This is a genomic window from Blautia sp. ZXY-1-B12, assembly GCF_056339915.1.
The window spans coordinates 1-20,208 of the sequence record NZ_JBWJVP010000145.1 but is presented as its reverse complement, the minus strand read 5'-3'; the positions used below and the strand labels follow the sequence as shown (position 1 = coordinate 20,208).

The window sequence follows — 20,208 nt, the reverse complement described above, 5'->3', positions numbered from 1 at the left end:
ATGAAACGAACAATCTCAAAATCCGAAAGACCGTACAGACTGTTATTGTGTGTTATGATTTCTTTGCTGGTGATTATGCTGGCAGGCTGCTCCACTTCTTCGGACTCCGACACAAACACAAGAGGTTTCACGGACTTTGCTACCATTGAAGAAGAATACCTAACGACCATTGAGAGTTTGAATTGGCCGGAGGGCTTTACGCCGCCTGATGCTTTGGAAGGCGAAGATACGGGAGCGTCTTTTCAGATAGGATATGGCGATACAAGAGCATCTAACCTTTGGGAATATTCTTGGATGCAGGAATGGCTTGATACTTACAATACGGATTCGGAAAGGGCGGCAAAAGCCTTAGCTGAACTCGAAAAAGCCTTTGATATGCCTTATATGGGAACAGATCGCTGTGATGACGCCACACGCAAATATCTTCGTGATAATATTGATAAAGCTAAGTTGGGAGATCCGTCTGGATTTACAGAGTGTATTCAGGCAAATTATGCCGATTAAAAATGGCACATAGGAGTTTTGGTGTTGGGAGGTGAGCACATATATGCAGAGAAAACGCCGTAAGAAAAAACGATTTGGAGTATTTTTGTTTTTGCTTGTAGTTTGTATCGGCATAGGTATAATGTTTGTGCCGTGGGCAATGCAGCCGGAAAATTTCAGAGAGGTAAAGAATAAAATAAATGGTTTTCTCTACAAAGAAGATTTTCCTGACTCTTATAATGCAAAATCGCTGATTTTGGTGGATTGTTCTGATGATGAAATATTTGTTTCAAAAAACGAGAACGAGCCACAAATTCCTGCAAGTTTAGCCAAGCTGTTTGTTATTGAGTATGCGTCAACTTTAGCAGACCTTGATAGTATCGTTGTTGCAGACTATGGTGCTATTTCACTCACGAAACCTGGCTCGTCTGTTGCTCAAATCAAGGAAAAAGAATACTTTTTACACAATCTATTTGCGGCAATGTTAGTACCGTCAGGGAATGACGCAGCTTATGTGGTTGCTGATTATTGTGGAGGATTACTTTCGCCGCAAGCAGAAAGCTGTCAAGAGCGTGTGAGGATTTTCATGGAGAACTTAAACCTGCATTTGCAACAGCAGGGGTACTTAGACACAGTTTTATATGATCCGAGTGGTTTTGATATGGAGGCACTTACCACCACTTTAGATTTGAAAGAAGTAGTATATCGGTTGTTGGAATACTCGTGGTTTAGAGAAATTGTATCTCAAAACACTTATACGGCAACACTGCCTGATGGCAGTACACAAATATGGCAGAATACAAACGCCTTCCTTGATCCGACATCCGAATATTACAACGAAAATGTATGCGGAATTAAGACTGGCTCTCTGTCTGACGACTATAACTTGATTGTGCTTTATCAGCAGCACGGAAAAGAGTTTTTGATATGCAGTTTAGGCTCTCAGTCCGATTCCTCTCGTTATGACGATGTGAATTTTATTCTGAAAACGATTGATGAATCGTATTATCTCACGCAATAAATCTTATGTTGTCCAAGACAAAAAAACTAACCAAGGGGGGTGATAATATCGGACGAATCGTAATAATGGAGTTCAAAGCACAAGACTCAACAGCCTTTGACGATATGCTGGCTTTTGTAAAACAGCACCCTGATTTTGAAAAATTAGAGATTTCATATGAGCCGACATTATCCCTTTCCGGCTTAGAAATCAATTTGAGCCGGCGCAGAGTTATCAATAACGGTCAGGAAATTGAACTGACCGTCAAAGAGTACGATATACTCTGCTTGCTCGCAGCCAATAAAGGTCGTGTTCTTACATACGAGCAGATTTATGATAAGGTGTGGGGCGAAATATCAGCAGGCAATGAAAAGGATACCGTAGGCTTTCACATTCGGAATCTTCGTAAAAAACTTTGTGATACAAACTCTCACTTTTCCATAGATAGTGTTCGTGAGATCGGCTACCGCTTTAACAGTCAGTAAGCAGTCCCTCGTAGTTCATAATGAATTGCGAGGGATTATTCATTTTCTAAGACGGTATGTCGGAATTTGATAAATCCCTGCAAATGTTGATTTTATACGACTGTTAAGAGCAATATCGTGTCTAAACTTGCGACTGGACTTTGCATTTTCTACGAGTTATCTTCGTAATATCTCGGCATTATACTACTGGAATGTTTATCATAAACAGGGCATGATTTATGGCAGAATGGGCAGTCGTTCTCGTGCCATTTATTAGGTCTTGCTTGGATACGAATATGTTTAACTCCATTCTTATCAGAGTAAAGATTACAATTTTTTATAACTGTGTTCTTGACATTAAGGACACTTTTGCATAATGTATTAACTGAAGCCACTTGTGAATACTCCTTTTGTGTTTTTCTTCGCAGTTAATACATTAAAGGACACAAGTGTTTTTTCAATATGGTGTTGTTAATTTATGGTGTTAGGCTTCCACCATTATGCCAGAAGCCTCATATAAATTTATTGGGAAGAGTTACCGATCAAGTTTTCTCAGAATCCGAAGAATGGGATATTGATACGGTGTCAGAAACTATTGCATCGGAATATGAAAGAGCAACGAATCTTTCGATAAATAAAGAGAAGCAGAATTTGCCAATAGAAGAAAAACGAACGATAGATGTTAAAGAAATACGAGAATGGCTGAACTTTATTATTACGATTATATCAGTTGTTTTGGGAGTTACGAATTCTTCAGCAACAACGATAAATAATTACAATTATACACAACAAGTCAATAATTATTACATCGTTGGAATGGGATATGATGCGAAGGAGCTAAATACGACTAAATATAGAATCGTTAATAGAGAATCTATTGTACGACTGAAGCATGACTGCCATTCGATTGTAATTGAAAAGCTTGAGGAAGGGAAAGTTGTTAGAATTATAGATAAATATAAAAAGTGGCGACAGATAATTTGGGAGAATGAAGATGGTGAAGAATGTATGGGGTGGATTCAAAATTATAAATTAACTGAGTTTAAAGTGCCTAGAAATAAATGATGTATATTTGATGAAATAGAATCTATAAGTGAAGGAAGTATTATGTGTGGTAGATATTATATTGATTCTGATATGGCAGATGAAATCGAAAAAGTAGTGCATGATATAGACCAACGGATCCGGCAGGAACATTTTGCAGGAGATATCTTTCCAACCAATGTAGCACCGATCATTGAAAAATCAGAACATGGATTGAAACTGGATGTTTGCAAGTGGGGATATCCATTGTCACAAGGAAAGAATCTGGTTATAAATGCAAGAGCAGAATCTGTTATGGATAAACCTTCTTTTCGAAATGGAATCCTCTATCACCGCATTTTGATACCGGCAAGTGGGTTCTATGAATGGAATCGGTTAAAAGAGAAAAATACATTTTCCAGATATGATGCACCAGTATTGTATATGGCTGGCTTCTGTGATTGGTTTGAGAATGAACGACGATTTGTGATTATGACTACAGCAGCCAATGAATCTATGATAAAAGTACATGATCGTATGCCGCTGATATTGGAAAAAGGACAGCTGAAAGATTGGTTCGATGACAGGAAAATGGAGCAAATTCTGCATCAGGTACCGGTTCAGCTAAAACGAGAGGCAGAATACGAACAGCAGAGCTTATTCTTATAATGGTTCAGAGGAGAAATAGAAAGATGCAAATATTTGTTGATGCAGATGCCTGCCCAGTGGTTGCGATCATTGAAAAGATTGCAAAAGATAATAGTGTTCCGGTAATGTTGTTGTGTGATACAAACCATGTTCTGTCATCGACTTATAGTAAAGTTGTTGTTGTCGGTGCAGGAGCAGATGCAGTAGATTATAAACTGATTAGTATCTGCCATAAAGGAGATATTGTCGTATCACAGGACTATGGTGTGGCTGCAATGGCATTGGGAAAAGGTGCTTATGCTATTCATCAATCAGGTAAATGGTACACGGATGATAATATTGATCAGATGCTAATGGAACGTCACCTGAGTAAAAAAGCCAGAAGAAGTTCCCGTAAATGTCATGTCAAGGGACCGAAGAAGCGGACGGAGGAAGATGATGAAAGATTCGCTCAGTCTTTTGAAAAAATGCTTTTGATGGCACGGGAGAAAGAAGGCAGATGAGGAATTGTAGATGCAGAGGAACGACAGAAGCTATAAAGACTTAAAACAAAAACAGAAGAGTGCAATAGCAGATAAAACATACAAAATGCACTTGAAGTTTTATCTTGAGAATCAGCGAATGCCGGATGCTACTGAAATGAATGATATATGCAAAAGTTTGTTTACGGCAGTTCAATCGCTTGCTCCTAAAACGGAATATGAAGAATTTTATAAAATTGTTGAAAAGCGTGAAAAGAGTTATGAAGAACGTATCCTGAGAGACATTCAGAATGGAATTATAATAGAAACACTTATGGCAAAAAAACATAAGAAAACGCCGGAAGAAAAAGCAGCTGTTGCGAAACAAAAGAAGCAGCAGAGGCGAGCAAGACGGAAACAAGAAACAAGAGATAATCTGGCTAAAGAAGAAATCTTGCAAGATGACAGATTTTTCGTTATTGCCGGTTATACCTCCGGAGGTGCACCGTATGGTGTCACCTGGGAGGAAATGGGTCTGAAACCTTGGGAAGATTTGGAAGAGAATAATTGAGTTGTCAGTGCAATCTTATTTATCTCTTGTGACAGAAACAGGTTCCCGTTTTGCCGGAAGTAAGTCTGAATTGATTTCAGGAGCATCGAGCAGCACAGAGAAATTTTGCTGAATGATATCCAGTGTTTTCTGCTTTTTCTGTAATTTCTGTTTTTCCCGGACGGTAGCAGCTTGTTCAGATTCAAGATTTTCAATCCGCTTCTGGATTTTTTCAGAGCTAGGGATTTTGGTAACACCGAGATCCTGAAGCTCTTTTTTTAGTGAATCGTGGAGTTGGTATTCTGCCAGATGCTTGGAACGGTATTCTTTTGGATTTTTTGCAGATTTGCAATCTTCTATCACTTTACGGCAGAGCCGGTAAGAATCACAGTGTTTCTGAATGACTTTCTGCGTGCTTAGCTCACTGGTGATGTGTGCTATTCTCTGATCAGCCGCTTTAACAGAAGCATCAACATCAGAAACATGCTGCCTGAAATCCTCATAATTCAGTAGGTTATTTTCTGAAAGATAGTTGAAGGTGCGGGCTGCCTCTTTTAGATTATTGAGTTTTGCCCAATGTTCAAATCCTTCTCGATTGCCAGTCGTTACATACGTGGAGATATTGATATACAGGCGAGCTTCTCTGGACAGATGTTTTGGAGTTTTCACTTTGCTACGATTTTTAGCTAAGTGGATGCGGACGTTTTCTTCCGTATAATAACTTCCCAGAGATTTCATATAAGTGAAATTTTTTTGTTCCGGTGCACGGAAAGAAAGATGCTTTCCCTGCCGGACTTCATATCCAGCTAACTGCATTTTTTGTAGAAATTCCTCATAGTTGATGGAAGTCCAGATTGCTTTATCAACTGCAACACGTAGCTTGGCTTTCCAACTGGTGCCACGATGATATTCCATGTTCTCTTTATAGCTTTTTCCTTTTTCTCCGGTTGGCATACTGGTGGCAAGTCCATTTTCCAGGCAGATACGATTACTGATTCTGCAGAGTTTATGGTAGCTCCGCTTATTGGAAACATACTTGTGATGATCAACAAAGCTTGCAGCGTTGAAGATGATATGGTTATGAATGTGCTTTTTATCAACATGGGTACTGATCACGTATTCATATTTTCCTTTCAGTACTTCGGCTGCAAATTGCTGTCCTAAGCGATGGGCAGTTTCGGCATCAACTTCTCCAGGTTTAAATGACTGGATCAGATGAAATGCCAGGTTATTACCTTTGTCCATTCCATTCTTTTTTGCCATTTCTCTAGTCATGGAAAATTCGAGATCAGCAGTTTCCGGGGAACAGCCAAAACTGGAAACCAGCAGTTTTTCATCAGTCTTGTCTGGATTCGTGATATAGTCCAGAGCTTTCTTGTCTGTTACTTTAATGGGGAAGATCTTAATATATGCCATAGTTCTTTCACCATCTCTTTCAATTCTTGCATTTCTTCCGGATATAGATCTCCGGTGGTATTTACCTTTTTTGCAATCTGGTTGATATTTATGCCAATCTTGTGCATTTCCTCATACTGTTTCTTCAGAGGAGTTGTATCTGTGTTGACGATGTAGCCGTCGATTGCCATCTTACGCAGATAAGCTCCCATGTTCTTGGTTTTTGATTCTATCATCTTCCTGCGGATTAGCTTTCGTTCTTCTTCTGTGACATAAAAATGAATTTCTTTGTTTCTTTTTCTTTCAGCCATTAGCAGTTTCTCCTTTCTGAGAGGGCAGTAGTATCGTTGCTTTCAGCGTTTTTCAATTCAGGGCAGGGTACCCTAAATTGGGATTTTCCGGAAGTGTATCCTCACTTCCTGTCCTTGCTGTTTTACCCCTCTATTAGTTAAAGTCAGGAGAACCGGGAAAATGCAAAAGAATTTGGCAGGTAGTACGGGAACTGAAAATATGGTATGATTATGGGCAGGATATCAGAAGAATCAGGAGTTGAATAAACTGTGAAGAAAGAAGAAATTTTTGAATATGTGAAGAAACAGTATGGTACGGTGCCGGAGTATTTATGGGCACAATCACCAGATAATGCTGTGCTACGACATAAGAATGGAAAATGGTATGCTGTGGTCATGACGGTTGAAAAATCGAAACTGGGATTAGAAGGAAAAGATCCGGTTGATATCATGGACGTAAAGTGTGATCCGGACATGACGAATATGATTATTCAGACTTATGGATTTTTACCTGGATACCATATGAATAAGCAGCACTGGATCACGATTTTACTGGATGGTTCTGTCAGTGAGGCTAAGACACTGGACTTTTTGGATATGAGCTATGACCTGATTGACGGAGCAGGCAGAAAAGAAGAAAATGTAAGTGGATTACAGTGATTTTTGAGCAAAAGGAAAACCGGGGATTTTACTCCTCGGTTTTCTGGCTGTTGTGCTTCAGTCTTCAACTTGAAAAATATCTTCTACAGGCACTTTCAGGTAATGTGCCAGCCGGATTGCAATCTCAAGAGAGGGATTTCGTTCTCCACGTTCGATGCGGCCTATCGTCTGGCTGCAGGAACCTATGGCTTCAGCCAAATCTGCTTGAATGAGATTCCGTTCTTCACGAATATCTTTTAATGTATTATTGATTGCCATTCAATCACTTCCTTTGCTTATTGTTATCAGTAGGATCATGAACCTGCTGTTGAAATCTAATGAAATCCTGGAATTTCTGCACCTTTGCATTTCCCGATTACTTTTCCAAAAATCTTAAAAGAGTCAGATTCCAAAACTTGGATAGGACGATATTTTTGATTTAAAGAGATCAGATAAACACCATCTGGCTCATCGTGTAATTCCTTGATGTAAGTATTGCCGTTGAGATAGAAGATTCCAATTTCACCATTAGCAAGAGAATCTTTTTTCTGAATCCATGCAACATCGTCTGTATGATAAAGTGGCTCCATACTATCACCAGAGATCCGCACACCAAAGTCAGTCTGCTCAGGAGCAAGATGTCCTACGTCATAGGTTTCTTTTACAGAATCTTCCAGGTAATTTCCAGTACCAGCAGAAACTGGTTCCCAGGTAATTTCTACAGGATGATGGAATGGGATAATCTTTGCAGACAGTGGAGAAAACTTTTTAGAAGCTTTCAAAATATCAGCAAATTCAATCAATTTATTTCTGCCTTCTTCATTCAATCCACTCATAATGTTATATGGATTTTCTCCAAAGAAGGATTCATATATATCTTCGATATCAAGTAACTGGCAAAGTGTCAGGAAAACATGTAAAGCGGGTTCTCGTGCATTGTTCTCCCATTTGGAGAGTGCTTTTGTAGTGACCTGAATACCTTCCTGAGAAAGCAGGTTTACCAGATCTGATTGAGAGTATCCTTTCTTTTTTCTATTTTCTGCTAATATTTCCCCGAAATCACGCATTTGTTCGCCTCATTTCTATTTGAATTTTCTATATGCATTATACCGTATGTTAGAAATAAAATCAACAATAATCTCCGAAATGGAGAAAATACAACCAAGATGTTACTTGACTATCTCCGAAATGTCGATATATACTAAACATACAGAAATTGATAAGACATTATGTTGAAGGAAGCAGCTGGGAGGTGAAAAGTTTGAGTGAGCGTGTGATCCTGCATAGTGATATGAACTGTTTTTATGCCAGTGTAGAAATGCTACATCATCCGGAATTTGCTGGAATGCCTCTGGCAGTCGGTGGTGATCCGGAAGCCCGGCATGGAATTGTGCTGACAGCAAATTATATTGCCAAGAAAAAAGGAGTAAAAACCGGAATGGCATTATGGCAGGCGAAACAGGTTTGCCCGGAAATTATTTTTGTACCACCACGGATGGATTTATATTTGCGATTTTCTCAAATGGCAAGGGAAATCTATTCAGAGTATACAGATAAAATTGAGCCATATGGAATTGATGAAGCCTGGCTGGATGTATCAGATAGTGGAAATCTGAAAGGAAGCGGAATGACGATTGCGAGAGAAATCAGCCATCGGATTAAATACGAACTTGGAGTAACAGTGAGTATTGGAATTTCCTGGAATAAGATTTATGCGAAACTTGGTTCAGATTACAAAAAGCCGGATGCAATCACAGAGTTTAATCGAGAAAATTATAAAGACAGGATATGGCAGCTTCCTGCGTCAGATTTGCTTTATGTCGGAAGACAGACAAATAAGAAATTGCAAAAACTTGGAATCCGGACAATCGGGCAACTTGCGGAATCAGACGAAAAGTTGTTAGAGAGCCATTTTGGAAAAATAGGAAATGTATTATGGGCTTTCGCAAATGGCTGGGATGAAGATCCGGTTTGCAAGGAAGGGTATGAAGCTCCAGTAAAGTCGATAGGTAATAGCACCACAACACCGAGAGATCTGGAAAATGATCTGGATGTTTGGATCATTCAAATAGCATTGGCAGAAAGTGTAGCTGCACGATTGCGGAAACATGGATTTAAATGCAAAACAGTAGAAATTACAGTTCGAGATAATGGATTGTATAGTTTTTCCAGACAGATACATTTACGACAGCCAACGAATATTACAAATGAGATTGTAACTGCAGCATTTCAGCTATTTAAAGATAATTACAAATGGGAACATCCCATTAGAAGCCTGGGAATCCGAGCTGCGGATCTTGTGTTAGATGATATTCCCGTGCAGTTGGATTTATTTGGAAATCAGGAGAAAAAAGAAAAGTTAGAGAAGCTGGATCGTACTGTAGATGAGATAAGACGACGGTTTGGATATTTCAGTATACAGCGAGCGGCAATGTACCAGGATAAAGTCTTATCCCACTTAGACGCTGGTACGCACACGGTCCATCCACACAGTTATTTTCATGGGTAATTGGAGGGATAGATTTGAAAAAAGCATTAACCAGAAAACAGGAAGAAAGTTATCAGTGTATTTTGAATTATACGAAGGAGCATGGATATCCGCCGACAGTTCGGGAATTTGGAGAGTTGATCGGGGTGAAATCAACATCATCTGCTTTTTCCAGAATCAAGCAGTTGGAGCAAAACGGATATATCCGAAGGATTCCGGCATCGCCAAGAGCAATCGAGATTTTATAGTGAGGTGTCGGCATGAACAAAGTATATGTAGATGTAGTGGCAGAGTTTCGGAAAGACGGACAGCTGGTTCCCATATTTTTTACATGGGAGGATGGAAGAAAGTATAGCATTGACAGAATTTTGAAAATCGAGCGATGCGCCAGCAGAAAGGCAGGCGGTGTAGGAATGATGTACACCTGTATGATACAGGGACAGGAAAGCCATTTGTTTTACGAAGTGGATAAATGGTTTATGGAGAGAAAAACAGCATAAGGAGAGATAGGTATAGACGATATTATTTGGATTATTAACCGGCAGGGATAGTCACTTTCCCTTTATATTCCTGCAGGTTTTACATAAGAAGATGGATTCCGGTCAGCAAAGGCAACTCCCACAATGCCTTTTGGATATCCGCTTCTGCAAATTGTAGTAAGTAATTGCTTCCCATCAAAATCATGGGGAAAGCGAACTGGTCTGAAAGACCGCCAGTTAGTGTGATGATGATAAGGAGATTTTGAAACTGATGACAGACAGAGATTATGCAATTAAATCAATGAAAGAGATTACCTTCCAGATGGCAAGCCATGCACAGGATTATCTGGAAGTTACAATCGAAAGACATTATACTGATATTAAAGAACTGATGACAAGTTACCAGAAGCTGATTTTGGAAAATCAGGTCGTATTGGAAGAACTGGATATGGAGTGCCAGGAGAAGATCAATGAAGATATGGCATATGCGTTAAGCTACCTGAGCATTTATAATCAATCAGCTGAACGTGCCAAAGATGCACCGGGAGATGAATAACCTGATGATTATTTATGGACTTGTCGGACATGATCTATCGGGGAATGACACTGGTGAAATTTTATGCTCCCAATGGTGTGACACTCAGTGAAATTCTTCATTCCTGCTTTTGCAGTCATTACAATAAGACAGATGTGGAAGTGCAGCAGGAACTGGGAATAGGCAGGACTTCTTTTTATAAGATGAAGAAGCAGGCCCTTGGATATTTAGGATTTTATTTTTATGAGATCGTGGTACCGCAGGCAAAGGATAAAAGATTTAAACCGTCACTGGGCGTAGAGGAAGAGTAGGTGAGTAATATGAGATACGAAGATTCGATGAAAGGTGTAGCTGCTCAGATAATCAAAGAACAGCAGCGAGCCAGTAAAATAAAAAACAATCCAGAAGAGTTCCATTGGCATGACGAATATGCAACGTTGAATTTCTTTCGGTTTATCTGCAAAAATATCGGTAACTTGGGAAATGGAGAAATTGAGAAAATGGTCACACGCTTGAAAAGCATAGATCAGAAAGCAGTGGAAAACCATGTGAATGGTGCTGTTTGGGCATTTGATTATGATAAGATGTTCTGTGTACTGATGGAAAATGAAATTTGCCGAAAGGTGTGTGAAAAGAATAAATATAATAGTTGGATGAAGTCTGATTGGACAGTATTGTGTTTCAATGGACTTAAAGATGAAGAAAGTTGTTGGAGGGAAAAAACTCTCCAGCAACTTTGTCTTTGATGAATAGAGTTCATTTTTTTATTCAACTATTCCCATGATATATACAATATGTAAATTTGCAATTCAAATATCAGTTTATGCTAAGTACAATAATAATAATAATTACTATTATTGACAAGAGAATAATTATCATGTATAATACAGATATACAAGAAACAAAGTGTTAGAAAAATTGCTAGGAACTTGGTAACAAAAATAAATCGACATTGAAAAGGGAAAATGACTATGATAAAATATGAATGTGAACCATGTGGATATATTTATGATCCGGCAGTAGGAGATCCAGACGCTGGTATCGATCCAGAAACTGCATTTGAGGATATTCCAGATGACTGGACATGCCCAATCTGCGGATTAGGAAAAGATGTTTTCGTTCCTGTAGAAGACTAAGCAGAAAATGCAGGTACGAAACTGCCAGACATTAAAAGATCCTAAGAGAACATATAAAAGAAATGGAGGTCAAATTATGACTTACGATTTAAACATTACCTTTGATGACAATTTAGTAACAGGAAATGAAACAATTGATACCCAGCATAAAGAATTGATCGACCGTATCCAGAACTTTGTAACTGCCTGTCAAAATGGCGACAGCAAAGTAAAAGCAATCAAAATGCTGGATTATCTGGATGAATATACTGACTTTCATTTTAAAGAAGAGGAAAAGCTTCAGGAAAAATCCGGTTATCCAGAGCGTGAAAAACATTATGAAAAACATGAAGAGTTTAGAAAGACAATTCAGGAACTGTATGAATACCTTCAGGAGTATGAAGGACCGACAGATCGGTTCAGTGAACTTGTACAGAAAAATGTAATCGACTGGCTGTTTGGACACATTAAAACATATGACCGCTCTGTGGCAAAATTTATCTTTATGAAACAAAATCCAGACCGATGCTAAAATAAACCAGGGAACGAGTTCATTCAGAATGTAGACAACGTGATGAAGTAAACTAGGGGCTGTCACAATGCAGCCCCTTTCCTGTTATAGCGATATTCTAGGTAATATATTGCGCTGGCATGACATATTATTTTACTACTACTATATGGGAAGAGCAAGTAGCTCTTCTTTTTTTGTCCTTTTTATCCAATTTTAAGTTGTAAAGTCTCTTTTCATGCCAACAGAAATATGCTAAATTGATTCTATAGAACAAGATATAATTCCACTTATATATCGGAGGAAAATGAATGAGAGAGAAAACTATATATGAGAAGATTGCAGAAAAGTATAACACAACACCAGAAGAAGTACGCAGAGAAATGCAGATAGCCATAGATGCAGGATTTGATAATCCTGACCCGGCTGTGCAGGAAGAATGGAAGAAAATGACACTTAAAGGAGACAGGCCCATACCGGAAGAAGTAATCAATTACGCAGTAAAAAAATTAAAAGGAAATTAAAAATATGAAGAAAAAGATAATTGCAGTAATTTCAGGAACAGCAATCTTGATAATTGCTGCAGGAAGTATTTATGGGAAATTTGAATCCAGTCATAAAGAAGGCGAACCAGATGTAGTTGGAACTTTTTCTGTAAATCGGGATGAAAATATAACCGTGGTCGCAAATAGGGAAGATATTGAGGATAGAGAAGCGTTTGCAAGAAAACTTTTGCAGATGTACAAGGATGATTCTTTTCATTCGACAAAATTCTCCACAGACAGAGGATATGCGACGAGCATTGATATGCACATCTATTTATGGAAAGAGGATATTGAAGACGGGGAATCGGTAATGACAGCCGAATATAGACCTGTAGAATACGGAAAGGACTATGATATTGTCAATAATCCTGATAAATTTCAACTATATATAGATGGAAAAGAGATTAAATAGTAATCTCCTGAAAGCAAGCTTTTTGTCAATTATTTCAAAGAAAAATTAAAGGATAACAATACATAGTTTTGACAATGATATTTTGAAAAATTTTATAGGAATGCTCTATTATCAAATTGACATAGGAATATGGTAGCGTATAATTAGAATTGAATACACTGAAAAAATGGAGGAATTACATGAAAGCACATAAATATTGGTCAGTAGGAGCATTGATCACAATGATTGGAACTTTTTATACAGGATATAAAGGGTTAAAAGCAGCACACAAATACTTTGCATTTGGCTCTCTGATATGCATGATTATGGCAGTCTATTCTGGTCATAAAATGATTTCGGGTAATAAAAGAACAAGAAAACAGGTGAAAAATACAAAAGCGGAGGAATAGTAAATGTTAGAGTTAGGAATAAAAGCACCGGATTTTGAATTGCCGGATCAGAACGGAGAAGTGCATAAATTAAGCGATTATGCAGGAAAAAAGTGATCTTATATTTTTATCCAAAGGATAATACGCCAGGATGTACGAAGCAGGCATGTGGCTTTTCTGAGCGTTATCCACAGTTTACTGAGAAGGGAGCTGTTATTCTCGGAGTAAGCAAGGACTCTGTAGCGTCTCACAAGAGATTTGAAGAAAAATACGGACTGGCATTTACGCTATTAGCAGATCCGGAGCGTAAAGTTATTGAAGCATATGATGTCTGGAAAGAAAAGAAAAATTATGGCAAAGTCTCTATGGGAGTAGTAAGAACCACATATCTTATTGATGAACAGGGGATTATTATAAAGGCAAATGATAAAGTCAAGGCTGCAGATGATCCTGAAAATATGCTCAAGGAATTAGATTAATGAAGATAATATTATCCCCTGCTAAAAAGATGATTACAGATACTGACAGCATAGCGCCGGATGGATTGCCTGAATTTATTGAAAAGACGACAGAGATACAAAGTTGGTTGAAAAGTAAGTCAAAAGAAGAACTGAAGACTATTTGGAAATGTAATGACAAAATTACAGAACAGAACTTCAATAGATTGGAAAACATGGATCTTTATCATTTACTTACCCCAGCTGTCTTATCATATGAAGGAATTGCTTTTCAATATATGGCTCCATCTGTGTTTGAGGACAGTCAGTTCGAGTATGTACAAAATCATTTGAGAATAATATCTGCATTTTATGGTGTGTTAAAACCAAGGGATGGTGTGACGCCTTATCGTTTGGAAATGCAGGCGAAGGTTGGAATAGGAGAAACAAAAAATCTGTATGAGTACTGGGGAGATTTATTATACCGCTCAGTGATTGATAACAGCAGGATTATAATCAATCTGGCATCGAAAGAATACTCTAAGTGCATAGAAAAATATCTGACACGACAGGATAGATACATTACGATTACATTTTGTGAGTTATCAGGAGATAAACTGGTGACAAAAGGTACATATGCTAAGATGGCCCGTGGTGAAATGGTTAGGTTCATGGCTGAAAACAGAATTGAAAATCCTGAGGATATTAAGAAATTTGATAGACTAGGCTATTCATTCCGCTCTGATTTATCATCAGATGCAGAATATGTTTTTGAACGGAAAACAGAGATAACATCTTGTTAAAAAGATACTTGTTATGGGTATTTTTTTAATAAAGTAATTCGATTTTTCTTAAAAAATCATTACCATAACGATTATGATATTATATTTAAAGGTATTTGTCCAAAATATAGAGAAAGTAAATGAATAGCATAGTTATTGAAATGAATATTATTTAAGATTAGAGATAAATTATGAAATGAAGACAAACAAGAAAAGTAAAAATTTAATAGGTATTATACAGAGTTTCCTTATATTGATATTGGTAGTTCTTATTATTTTTATGATGATTCAGATTAGTAGGCTGCAGGGAACAGCACGCGTAATAAATTATGCCGGTCTGGTACGTGGAGCTACGCAGCGCGAAATAAAATTAGAAATTACAGGAAACCAAAATGACGAATTAATTAAATATTTGGATGATATTCTTCTTGGATTGAGATATCAGGATGGACATTATGACCTGGTAAAACTCAATGACGAAGAGTATCAGGAAAAACTGCAAATCCAGAGTGATTACTGGGATAAATTAAAAACAGAAATTGAAGCAGTAAGAAACAAGGGATACGAAAATACAGACATTGTTAATATGAGTGAAATATATTTTACGATGGCAGATGAAACTGTCTCTGCCGCAGAAAGTTATTCAGAAAAAATCGCTGTAAAGATTCGTACCATAGAGCTTTTGTCGGCACTTGATATGTTGAGTCTGGTGATATTGGTTATTATGCAGACTCTAAAGGCAATGCAGATGGCAATGCAAAACAGACTGCTGGAACAAAAAGCATTCGTAGATGCCCATACTGGACTGCCAAATAAAAATGCCTGTAATGAGCTACTTAATAAAAAAGATATAATTACAGATTCTACAGCATGCATAATGTTTGATTTAAATAATCTAAAAACTGTAAATGATACAATGGGACATTCCGCAGGAGATCAGTTGATATTGAATTTCGCAAAGCTCTTGTGCAGTGTCATTCCAGAAAAGGATTTTGTTGGAAGATATGGCGGAGATGAGTTTATAGCAGTTATTTATCATACGAGCGAGGCGGAAATTAAGGAGATATTAAAATCATTGTCAAGAGAAAAAGAGAGATTAAATAGTTGTGAAAATCAATTACCAATCGACTATGCATGCGGATGGGCATTATCCTCCGATGATATGGCGTGTACAATGCAGATGTTATTGGATGATGCAGATGCTTATATGTATAAGAATAAACAGTTATGTAAGAAATATAGTTAGCACTCAGCTCAGAGTAGATGAATCTTCTTAAATATAATCGATGTATGTGACGTTTGCGGATGGGAATATGATGAAGAGGAAGGTTATCCTGAAGGTGGTATTGCACCAGGAACAAAGTGGGAGGACGTTCCAAAAGATTTTGAATGCCCATTATGTAATGTTGGAAAAGATCAGTTTTCAGAAGTTGAATAAAATTCTGATTATTTAAATACGGATAGATAAACAAAAACCCTGGTGCGTGTGAGCAACAGGGTTTTTTATTGCGATAGTTTGTGATGATATCACAGAAAATGATTTACCTTTTGCTTATAATGTAACTACAAACAAAGTAAGGAGGTAGTCTAAATGAGATTAAAAGATAAAGTTGCAATCATTACGGGTGGAAGCCGTGGTATAGGATTTGCTACAGCTGATAAATTCTTGAAGGAAGGTGCTTCAGTTGTGTTGGCAGCAAGTTCACAGGAATCGGCAGATGTTGCTGTAGATAAGTTAAAAGAAAAATATCCCAATGCAATAGTTGCTGGAATTAGTCCAAATCTGGCAAGCATGGAGTCTGTCAGAAAGGCTTTTAAAGAGGCAACTGAAAAATATGGATGTGTCGACATACTGGTAAATAATGCAGGGATTTCAGAAAACACCTCATTTATGGATTATACAGAGGAGACTTTTGATAAAGTCATGGATCTAAATGTAAAAGGAGTATTTAATACTACTCGTGTAGCAGCAGAATGTATGGTGGCAAGAGGCAAGGGGGTCATTCTCTCAACTTCTTCCATGGTGAGTATTTCGGGACAGCCAAGTGGGTTTGCTTATCCGGCATCGAAGTTTGCAGTAAACGGATTGACTGTATCATTAGCAAGAGAACTAGGACCTAAAGGTATTCGTGTTAATGCTGTTGCACCTGGGATTACAGAAACTGATATGATGAAGGCCGTGCCAAAGGAAGTTATCGAACCTATGATTGAAAGAATTCCATTGCGTCGTCTTGGACAGCCAGAAGATATTGCCAATGCGTTTGTGTTTCTTGCTTCAGATGAGGCGAGTTACATTACAGGTGTTATATTAAGTGTAGATGGTATGGCAAGAAGTTAAGTTAATGAGGTATGGTGATGTAATCACGGAAAATAAATGAAATTAAGACTATAATAAATCTACAAAAAGATAAGGAGGACTGTAAAATGTCTGCTATTAATATCAATAAAAATAATTTTCAGAACGAAGTACTGAATTCAGATAAACCCGTTCTTTTAGATTTTTGGGCATCTTGGTGTGCGCCTTGCCGCATGGTAGTACCTATTGTAGAGGAGATTGCAAGTGAGCGTAGAGATATTAAAGTTGGAAAGATTAATGTAGATGAAGAGCCTGAACTGGCAAATAAGTTCAGTATTATGAGCATTCCGACTTTAGTGGTTATGAAGAATGGGAAGATTGTACAGCAGGTTTCAGGGGCGAGACCTAAGAATGCGATTTTAGAAATGCTTTAGGGAGGTGTGCTAATGGGATTTTTTGATCTCTTTAAACAGTCGAATATTAATCAAGGCATAGAAGAATATAAAAGGACTGGTGATGCAGTTCTGCTGGATGTACGTACACCGCAGGAATATCAGGAAGGACATATACCAGAAAGTAAAAATGTGCCGTTGCAGCAACTTGACAATATTGCTTCTGTAGCGAAGAATAAGGATATCCCACTGTTTGTATACTGTTATTCCGGTTCACGAAGCCGCCAGGCAACTGGGATACTGCAACGAATGGGATATTCTAAAGTAAATAATATCGGTGGCATTACAGCTTACTCAGGAAAGGTGGAAAAATAAGATGAAGGTAATAATTGTAGGAGGTGTAGCCGGAGGAGCTACAGCCGCAGCAAGAATACGCAGACTGAATGAGCATGCTGAAATTACTGTGTTCGAAAGATCCGGATACATATCCTATGCAAATTGTGGACTTCCATATTATATTGGAGACGTGATCACAGACCCGGAAGAACTTACACTACAGACACCAGAGAGTTTTTTTAAACGCTTCCGTATTAACATGAAAATTCATCATGAAGTTATCTCCATACATCCGGAACGTAAAACGGTTTCAGTGAAAAATTTAGAGAATGGTGATATATTTGAAGAAAAATATGATAAGCTGATCCTCTCTCCAGGTGCAAAGCCAACACAGCCGAGACTTCCCGGAGTAGGTATTGATAAACTTTTTACACTTCGTACTGTAGAAGACACTTTTCGGATAAAGGAATATATAAATAAGAATCATCCAAAATCGGCTGTATTGGCAGGTGGCGGTTTTATTGGTCTGGAACTGGCAGAAAATTTGAGGGAGCTTGGCATGGATGTTACGATTGTCCAGCGGCCTAAGCAGCTGATGAACCCTTTTGACCCGGATATGGCATCCATGATCCATAATGAAATGAGAAAGCATGGGATAAAACTGGTACTGGGCTATACGGTAGAAGGATTTAAAGAAAAAGACAACGGAGTGGAGGTCCTGTTGAAAGATAATCCATCCCTTCAGGCTGATATGGTAGTTCTGGCAATCGGAGTCACACCAGACACAGTATTAGCAAAAGAAGCCGGTCTGGAACTTGGCATCAAGGAAAGTATTGTAGTGAATGACAGAATGGAAACCTCTGTACCGGATATTTATGCTGCAGGTGATGCAGTTCAGGTAAAACATTATGTTACGGGTAATGATGCGCTGATTTCTTTGGCAGGACCAGCCAATAAACAGGGCAGAATCATCGCTGATAATATTTGTGGCGGTGATAGTCGTTACCTGGGCAGTCAGGGAAGCTCCGTTATAAAAGTGTTTGATATGACAGCAGCCACTACAGGTATCAATGAAACCAATGCCAAAAAGTCAGGATTAGAGGTAGATACAGTAATTCTTTCTCCTATGAGTCATGCCGGTTACTATCCTGGTGGAAAAGTGATGACCATGAAGGTGGTTTTTGAAAAAGAGACCTATCGTTTGCTTGGCGCTCAGATTATTGGATATGAAGGAGTTGATAAACGTATTGATGTGCTGGCAACAGTAATTCATGCAGGTCTGAAGGCAACCCAGCTGAAGGATTTGGATCTCGCATATGCACCGCCTTATTCCTCTGCCAAGGATCCTGTAAATATGGCAGGATTCATGATAGACAATATAGCAAAAGGTACCTTAAAACAATGGCATCTGGAAGATATGGATAAGATTTCTAGAGATAAAAGTGTTGTGTTGCTGGATGTGAGAACTGTAGGTGAATTTAACAGGGGGCATATGGATGGATTCAAAAACATTCCTGTAGATGAACTAAGGGAACGTATCAATGAAATCGAGAAGGGAAAGCCTGTTTACCTGATATGCCAGAGTGGGCTGCGAAGTTATATTGCCAGTCGTATTCTGGAAGGAAATGGGTATGAAACATACAACTTCTCCGGCGGATTTCGCTTCTATGATGCAGTTGTCAATGACCGTGCGCTGATTGAAAAGGCATATGCATGTGGTATGGATTATTAAAAATAATCATAATATTTTTATAATTTTCTCGTAATATAAAAAGATCCCCCATTTATTAGAATGACTTTCATAATTCTGATAAATGGAGGATTCTTCTTTATATGTTACAGAAAAACGATTTTATGACCTTTGGAGTGTTTCCAGTCTTTTTAGATCAAGGATTGTGATTTTGCCGCGGGAGAGTTTGACGAGACCCTCGCCTTGAAAGTATCGAAGCATTCGAGTGATAACTTCCCTGTGGGAACCAAGATGATTAGCAATCGTCTCATGAGTGATTTTCAGCTCGTTTGTTCCTTCGATAGAGGTCTCTTCTAAAAGAAATGAAGCAACACGCTTATCCAAACTCTTCCACATGATTTGTTCAATCAGCCACATGACATCAGAAAAACGGGTGGCTATTAACTCATTGGTATAGTTTGCGACGGGAGCAGATTCCTTCATAATGCCCTTATAGATTTCAGCAGGGATGATCCAAAGATCAGTATCTTTTTCTGCTTCAATGGTTACTTCAAATTGAATGGAGCGTATGATACATGAGGCGGATAAAAGACACATATCCATATCGAACAGACGGTAAAGTGTAATCTCTCGTCCTTCATCTGAAAGTATGTAGGTTCGAAGCTGCCCGGATTTAACCAGTAATAATCCAGTGCAATCCAGGTTTCCATTGTGAATGATTGTCCCTTTTTTTACATACTGTGTGATTAAATTGTCTGAAATTATTTTTTTCTGTGTTGTATTTAAGTCATTCCATAGTGGAAAACAATTTTCGAAGTTCATAACCGTTATCTCCTTTACGAACATAGTATACTTGCTTTTTTTAGATGCGT

30 protein-coding genes and 2 pseudogenes are annotated in these 20,208 nt (G+C 38.2%); 27 read left to right on the top strand and 5 right to left on the bottom strand.

What is annotated here, in order from left to right; all coding sequences use genetic code 11:
* From AC075L_RS07715 to AC075L_RS07685, 7 genes are all read left to right on the top strand, one after another.
* A complete protein-coding gene (locus AC075L_RS07715; RefSeq protein ID WP_015514509.1) occupies positions 1-504 on the top strand; it encodes a hypothetical protein in 504 nt (167 codons plus the stop codon).
* Between the two features lie 43 nt (positions 505-547).
* On the top strand, positions 548-1,504 hold the full coding sequence (locus AC075L_RS07710) for a D-alanyl-D-alanine carboxypeptidase family protein (RefSeq protein WP_012744280.1): 957 nt from the start codon (positions 548-550) through the stop codon (positions 1,502-1,504).
* Positions 1,505-1,569: 65 nt separating this feature from the next.
* Entirely contained in the window at positions 1,570-1,968 is a 399-nt protein-coding gene (locus AC075L_RS07705; protein WP_015514508.1) for a winged helix-turn-helix domain-containing protein, read from the top strand.
* A 441-nt stretch (positions 1,969-2,409) separates the two neighbouring features.
* Positions 2,410-3,012 carry a hypothetical protein gene (locus tag AC075L_RS07700; protein WP_012744278.1) on the top strand — a complete coding sequence of 201 codons (603 nt, stop codon included), beginning with the start codon at positions 2,410-2,412 and terminating at the stop codon, positions 3,010-3,012.
* A gap of 42 nt (positions 3,013-3,054) precedes the next feature.
* Positions 3,055-3,639: an SOS response-associated peptidase gene (locus AC075L_RS07695; RefSeq protein WP_012744277.1), complete on the top strand. Its 585-nt coding sequence runs from the start codon at positions 3,055-3,057 to the stop codon at positions 3,637-3,639.
* Between the two features lie 23 nt (positions 3,640-3,662).
* Positions 3,663-4,121 (top strand): YaiI/YqxD family protein, encoded by a 459-nt coding sequence (locus AC075L_RS07690; RefSeq protein WP_015514506.1) that lies wholly within the window; start codon positions 3,663-3,665, stop codon positions 4,119-4,121.
* A 10-nt stretch (positions 4,122-4,131) separates the two neighbouring features.
* On the top strand, positions 4,132-4,650 hold the full coding sequence (locus AC075L_RS07685) for a hypothetical protein (protein ID WP_012744275.1): 519 nt from the start codon (positions 4,132-4,134) through the stop codon (positions 4,648-4,650).
* A 15-nt stretch (positions 4,651-4,665) separates the two neighbouring features.
* Here AC075L_RS07685 and AC075L_RS07680 read toward each other — a convergent pair whose 3' ends face one another.
* Positions 4,666-6,045 (bottom strand): relaxase/mobilization nuclease domain-containing protein, encoded by a 1,380-nt coding sequence (locus tag AC075L_RS07680; RefSeq protein WP_012744274.1) that lies wholly within the window; start codon positions 6,043-6,045, stop codon positions 4,666-4,668.
* A complete protein-coding gene (locus tag AC075L_RS07675; RefSeq protein WP_012744273.1) occupies positions 6,012-6,335 on the bottom strand; it encodes a MobC family plasmid mobilization relaxosome protein in 324 nt (107 codons plus the stop codon). The genes AC075L_RS07680 and AC075L_RS07675 overlap by 34 nt, the downstream gene beginning before the upstream one ends.
* 249 nt (positions 6,336-6,584) lie before the next feature.
* Between AC075L_RS07675 and AC075L_RS07670 the strand changes: the two genes are divergently transcribed.
* Positions 6,585-6,974, top strand: coding sequence for an MmcQ/YjbR family DNA-binding protein (locus AC075L_RS07670; RefSeq protein ID WP_012744272.1), 390 nt, complete (start codon positions 6,585-6,587; stop codon positions 6,972-6,974).
* A 57-nt stretch (positions 6,975-7,031) separates the two neighbouring features.
* On the opposite strand, the gene AC075L_RS07665 is transcribed toward AC075L_RS07670, so the two are convergent.
* Positions 7,032-7,232 carry a helix-turn-helix transcriptional regulator gene (locus AC075L_RS07665; RefSeq protein ID WP_005344265.1) on the bottom strand — a complete coding sequence of 67 codons (201 nt, stop codon included), beginning with the start codon at positions 7,230-7,232 and terminating at the stop codon, positions 7,032-7,034.
* A 56-nt stretch (positions 7,233-7,288) separates the two neighbouring features.
* Positions 7,289-8,020: a helix-turn-helix domain-containing protein gene (locus AC075L_RS07660; RefSeq protein WP_012744271.1), complete on the bottom strand. Its 732-nt coding sequence runs from the start codon at positions 8,018-8,020 to the stop codon at positions 7,289-7,291.
* Positions 8,021-8,214: 194 nt separating this feature from the next.
* On the opposite strand from AC075L_RS07660, the gene dinB reads away from it, so the two are divergent.
* The 19 genes and pseudogenes from dinB to AC075L_RS07565 all read left to right on the top strand — a co-directional run bounded on the left by dinB (position 8,215) and on the right by AC075L_RS07565 (position 19,378).
* Entirely contained in the window at positions 8,215-9,462 is a 1,248-nt protein-coding gene (gene dinB, locus AC075L_RS07655; RefSeq protein ID WP_023922632.1) for a DNA polymerase IV, read from the top strand.
* A gap of 14 nt (positions 9,463-9,476) precedes the next feature.
* The gene (locus AC075L_RS07650) at positions 9,477-9,689 is read left to right on the top strand and encodes a LexA family protein (protein ID WP_023922630.1); all 213 of its coding nucleotides are present in this window, start codon (positions 9,477-9,479) and stop codon (positions 9,687-9,689) included.
* Between the two features lie 12 nt (positions 9,690-9,701).
* Positions 9,702-9,941 carry a hypothetical protein gene (locus AC075L_RS07645; protein WP_005344271.1) on the top strand — a complete coding sequence of 80 codons (240 nt, stop codon included), beginning with the start codon at positions 9,702-9,704 and terminating at the stop codon, positions 9,939-9,941.
* Positions 9,942-10,191: 250 nt separating this feature from the next.
* Complete coding sequence (locus AC075L_RS07640) at positions 10,192-10,476, top strand: hypothetical protein (RefSeq protein ID WP_476387484.1); 285 nt, start codon at positions 10,192-10,194, stop codon at positions 10,474-10,476.
* Between the two features lie 14 nt (positions 10,477-10,490).
* A complete protein-coding gene (locus AC075L_RS07635) occupies positions 10,491-10,766 on the top strand; it encodes a hypothetical protein (RefSeq protein WP_476387483.1) in 276 nt (91 codons plus the stop codon).
* A gap of 9 nt (positions 10,767-10,775) precedes the next feature.
* A pseudogene (locus tag AC075L_RS07630) lies at positions 10,776-11,139 on the top strand (hypothetical protein); the annotation flags it as partial.
* 287 nt (positions 11,140-11,426) lie between these two features.
* Entirely contained in the window at positions 11,427-11,591 is a 165-nt protein-coding gene (gene rd, locus AC075L_RS07625; RefSeq protein WP_020993356.1) for a rubredoxin, read from the top strand.
* A 76-nt stretch (positions 11,592-11,667) separates the two neighbouring features.
* Positions 11,668-12,102 carry a bacteriohemerythrin gene (locus tag AC075L_RS07620; protein ID WP_008708195.1) on the top strand — a complete coding sequence of 145 codons (435 nt, stop codon included), beginning with the start codon at positions 11,668-11,670 and terminating at the stop codon, positions 12,100-12,102.
* A gap of 287 nt (positions 12,103-12,389) precedes the next feature.
* Positions 12,390-12,602 (top strand): sporulation initiation factor Spo0A C-terminal domain-containing protein, encoded by a 213-nt coding sequence (locus AC075L_RS07615; protein ID WP_008708193.1) that lies wholly within the window; start codon positions 12,390-12,392, stop codon positions 12,600-12,602.
* A gap of 4 nt (positions 12,603-12,606) precedes the next feature.
* Positions 12,607-13,035 carry a hypothetical protein gene (locus tag AC075L_RS07610; protein WP_008708191.1) on the top strand — a complete coding sequence of 143 codons (429 nt, stop codon included), beginning with the start codon at positions 12,607-12,609 and terminating at the stop codon, positions 13,033-13,035.
* 179 nt (positions 13,036-13,214) lie between these two features.
* On the top strand, positions 13,215-13,424 hold the full coding sequence (locus AC075L_RS07605; RefSeq protein ID WP_008708189.1) for a DUF6219 family protein: 210 nt from the start codon (positions 13,215-13,217) through the stop codon (positions 13,422-13,424).
* Positions 13,425-13,427: 3 nt separating this feature from the next.
* A pseudogene (bcp, locus tag AC075L_RS07600) lies at positions 13,428-13,882 on the top strand (thioredoxin-dependent thiol peroxidase).
* The gene (gene yaaA, locus AC075L_RS07595; RefSeq protein ID WP_008708186.1) at positions 13,882-14,643 is read left to right on the top strand and encodes a peroxide stress protein YaaA; all 762 of its coding nucleotides are present in this window, start codon (positions 13,882-13,884) and stop codon (positions 14,641-14,643) included. The pseudogene bcp and the gene yaaA overlap by 1 nt, the downstream one beginning before the upstream one ends.
* A gap of 175 nt (positions 14,644-14,818) precedes the next feature.
* Entirely contained in the window at positions 14,819-15,868 is a 1,050-nt protein-coding gene (locus AC075L_RS07590) for a GGDEF domain-containing protein (RefSeq protein WP_118409704.1), read from the top strand.
* Positions 15,869-15,901: 33 nt separating this feature from the next.
* Positions 15,902-16,060, top strand: a complete 159-nt coding sequence (locus AC075L_RS07585) for a rubredoxin (protein WP_081019007.1) — start codon at positions 15,902-15,904, stop codon at positions 16,058-16,060.
* A gap of 153 nt (positions 16,061-16,213) precedes the next feature.
* Positions 16,214-16,960 carry an SDR family NAD(P)-dependent oxidoreductase gene (locus AC075L_RS07580; RefSeq protein ID WP_005421611.1) on the top strand — a complete coding sequence of 249 codons (747 nt, stop codon included), beginning with the start codon at positions 16,214-16,216 and terminating at the stop codon, positions 16,958-16,960.
* 86 nt (positions 16,961-17,046) lie between these two features.
* Positions 17,047-17,352: a thioredoxin gene (gene trxA, locus AC075L_RS07575; RefSeq protein WP_005421612.1), complete on the top strand. Its 306-nt coding sequence runs from the start codon at positions 17,047-17,049 to the stop codon at positions 17,350-17,352.
* 12 nt (positions 17,353-17,364) lie between these two features.
* Positions 17,365-17,685 (top strand): rhodanese-like domain-containing protein, encoded by a 321-nt coding sequence (locus tag AC075L_RS07570; protein ID WP_062807490.1) that lies wholly within the window; start codon positions 17,365-17,367, stop codon positions 17,683-17,685.
* Position 17,686: 1 nt separating this feature from the next.
* Entirely contained in the window at positions 17,687-19,378 is a 1,692-nt protein-coding gene (locus AC075L_RS07565; protein ID WP_062807491.1) for an FAD-dependent oxidoreductase, read from the top strand.
* A gap of 120 nt (positions 19,379-19,498) precedes the next feature.
* Here AC075L_RS07565 and AC075L_RS07560 read toward each other — a convergent pair whose 3' ends face one another.
* A complete protein-coding gene (locus tag AC075L_RS07560) occupies positions 19,499-20,158 on the bottom strand; it encodes a Crp/Fnr family transcriptional regulator (protein WP_330380576.1) in 660 nt (219 codons plus the stop codon).
* Positions 20,159-20,208 lie beyond the last annotated feature (50 nt).

What these genes read in the sequence shown, in the direction of transcription:
- AC075L_RS07715 (WP_015514509.1), top strand. Translation starts at nt 1, where the DNA reads ATGAAACGAACAATCTCAAAATCCGAAAGACCGTACAGACTGTTATTG.
- AC075L_RS07710 (WP_012744280.1), top strand. Translation starts at nt 548, where the DNA reads ATGCAGAGAAAACGCCGTAAGAAAAAACGATTTGGAGTATTTTTGTTT.
- AC075L_RS07705 (WP_015514508.1), top strand. Translation starts at nt 1,570, where the DNA reads ATGGAGTTCAAAGCACAAGACTCAACAGCCTTTGACGATATGCTGGCT.
- AC075L_RS07700 (WP_012744278.1), top strand. Translation starts at nt 2,410, where the DNA reads ATGGTGTTGTTAATTTATGGTGTTAGGCTTCCACCATTATGCCAGAAG.
- AC075L_RS07695 (WP_012744277.1), top strand. Translation starts at nt 3,055, where the DNA reads ATGTGTGGTAGATATTATATTGATTCTGATATGGCAGATGAAATCGAA.
- AC075L_RS07690 (WP_015514506.1), top strand. Translation starts at nt 3,663, where the DNA reads ATGCAAATATTTGTTGATGCAGATGCCTGCCCAGTGGTTGCGATCATT.
- AC075L_RS07685 (WP_012744275.1), top strand. Translation starts at nt 4,132, where the DNA reads ATGCAGAGGAACGACAGAAGCTATAAAGACTTAAAACAAAAACAGAAG.
- AC075L_RS07680 (WP_012744274.1), bottom strand. Translation starts at nt 6,045, where the DNA reads ATGGCATATATTAAGATCTTCCCCATTAAAGTAACAGACAAGAAAGCT.
- AC075L_RS07675 (WP_012744273.1), bottom strand. Translation starts at nt 6,335, where the DNA reads ATGGCTGAAAGAAAAAGAAACAAAGAAATTCATTTTTATGTCACAGAA.
- AC075L_RS07665 (WP_005344265.1), bottom strand. Translation starts at nt 7,232, where the DNA reads ATGGCAATCAATAATACATTAAAAGATATTCGTGAAGAACGGAATCTC.
- AC075L_RS07660 (WP_012744271.1), bottom strand. Translation starts at nt 8,020, where the DNA reads ATGCGTGATTTCGGGGAAATATTAGCAGAAAATAGAAAAAAGAAAGGA.
- AC075L_RS07645 (WP_005344271.1), top strand. Translation starts at nt 9,702, where the DNA reads ATGAACAAAGTATATGTAGATGTAGTGGCAGAGTTTCGGAAAGACGGA.
- AC075L_RS07640 (WP_476387484.1), top strand. Translation starts at nt 10,192, where the DNA reads ATGACAGACAGAGATTATGCAATTAAATCAATGAAAGAGATTACCTTC.
- AC075L_RS07635 (WP_476387483.1), top strand. Translation starts at nt 10,491, where the DNA reads ATGGACTTGTCGGACATGATCTATCGGGGAATGACACTGGTGAAATTT.
- rd (WP_020993356.1), top strand. Translation starts at nt 11,427, where the DNA reads ATGATAAAATATGAATGTGAACCATGTGGATATATTTATGATCCGGCA.
- AC075L_RS07620 (WP_008708195.1), top strand. Translation starts at nt 11,668, where the DNA reads ATGACTTACGATTTAAACATTACCTTTGATGACAATTTAGTAACAGGA.
- AC075L_RS07615 (WP_008708193.1), top strand. Translation starts at nt 12,390, where the DNA reads ATGAGAGAGAAAACTATATATGAGAAGATTGCAGAAAAGTATAACACA.
- AC075L_RS07610 (WP_008708191.1), top strand. Translation starts at nt 12,607, where the DNA reads ATGAAGAAAAAGATAATTGCAGTAATTTCAGGAACAGCAATCTTGATA.
- AC075L_RS07605 (WP_008708189.1), top strand. Translation starts at nt 13,215, where the DNA reads ATGAAAGCACATAAATATTGGTCAGTAGGAGCATTGATCACAATGATT.
- yaaA (WP_008708186.1), top strand. Translation starts at nt 13,882, where the DNA reads ATGAAGATAATATTATCCCCTGCTAAAAAGATGATTACAGATACTGAC.
- AC075L_RS07590 (WP_118409704.1), top strand. Translation starts at nt 14,819, where the DNA reads ATGAAGACAAACAAGAAAAGTAAAAATTTAATAGGTATTATACAGAGT.
- AC075L_RS07580 (WP_005421611.1), top strand. Translation starts at nt 16,214, where the DNA reads ATGAGATTAAAAGATAAAGTTGCAATCATTACGGGTGGAAGCCGTGGT.
- trxA (WP_005421612.1), top strand. Translation starts at nt 17,047, where the DNA reads ATGTCTGCTATTAATATCAATAAAAATAATTTTCAGAACGAAGTACTG.
- AC075L_RS07570 (WP_062807490.1), top strand. Translation starts at nt 17,365, where the DNA reads ATGGGATTTTTTGATCTCTTTAAACAGTCGAATATTAATCAAGGCATA.
- AC075L_RS07565 (WP_062807491.1), top strand. Translation starts at nt 17,687, where the DNA reads ATGAAGGTAATAATTGTAGGAGGTGTAGCCGGAGGAGCTACAGCCGCA.
- AC075L_RS07560 (WP_330380576.1), bottom strand. Translation starts at nt 20,158, where the DNA reads ATGAACTTCGAAAATTGTTTTCCACTATGGAATGACTTAAATACAACA.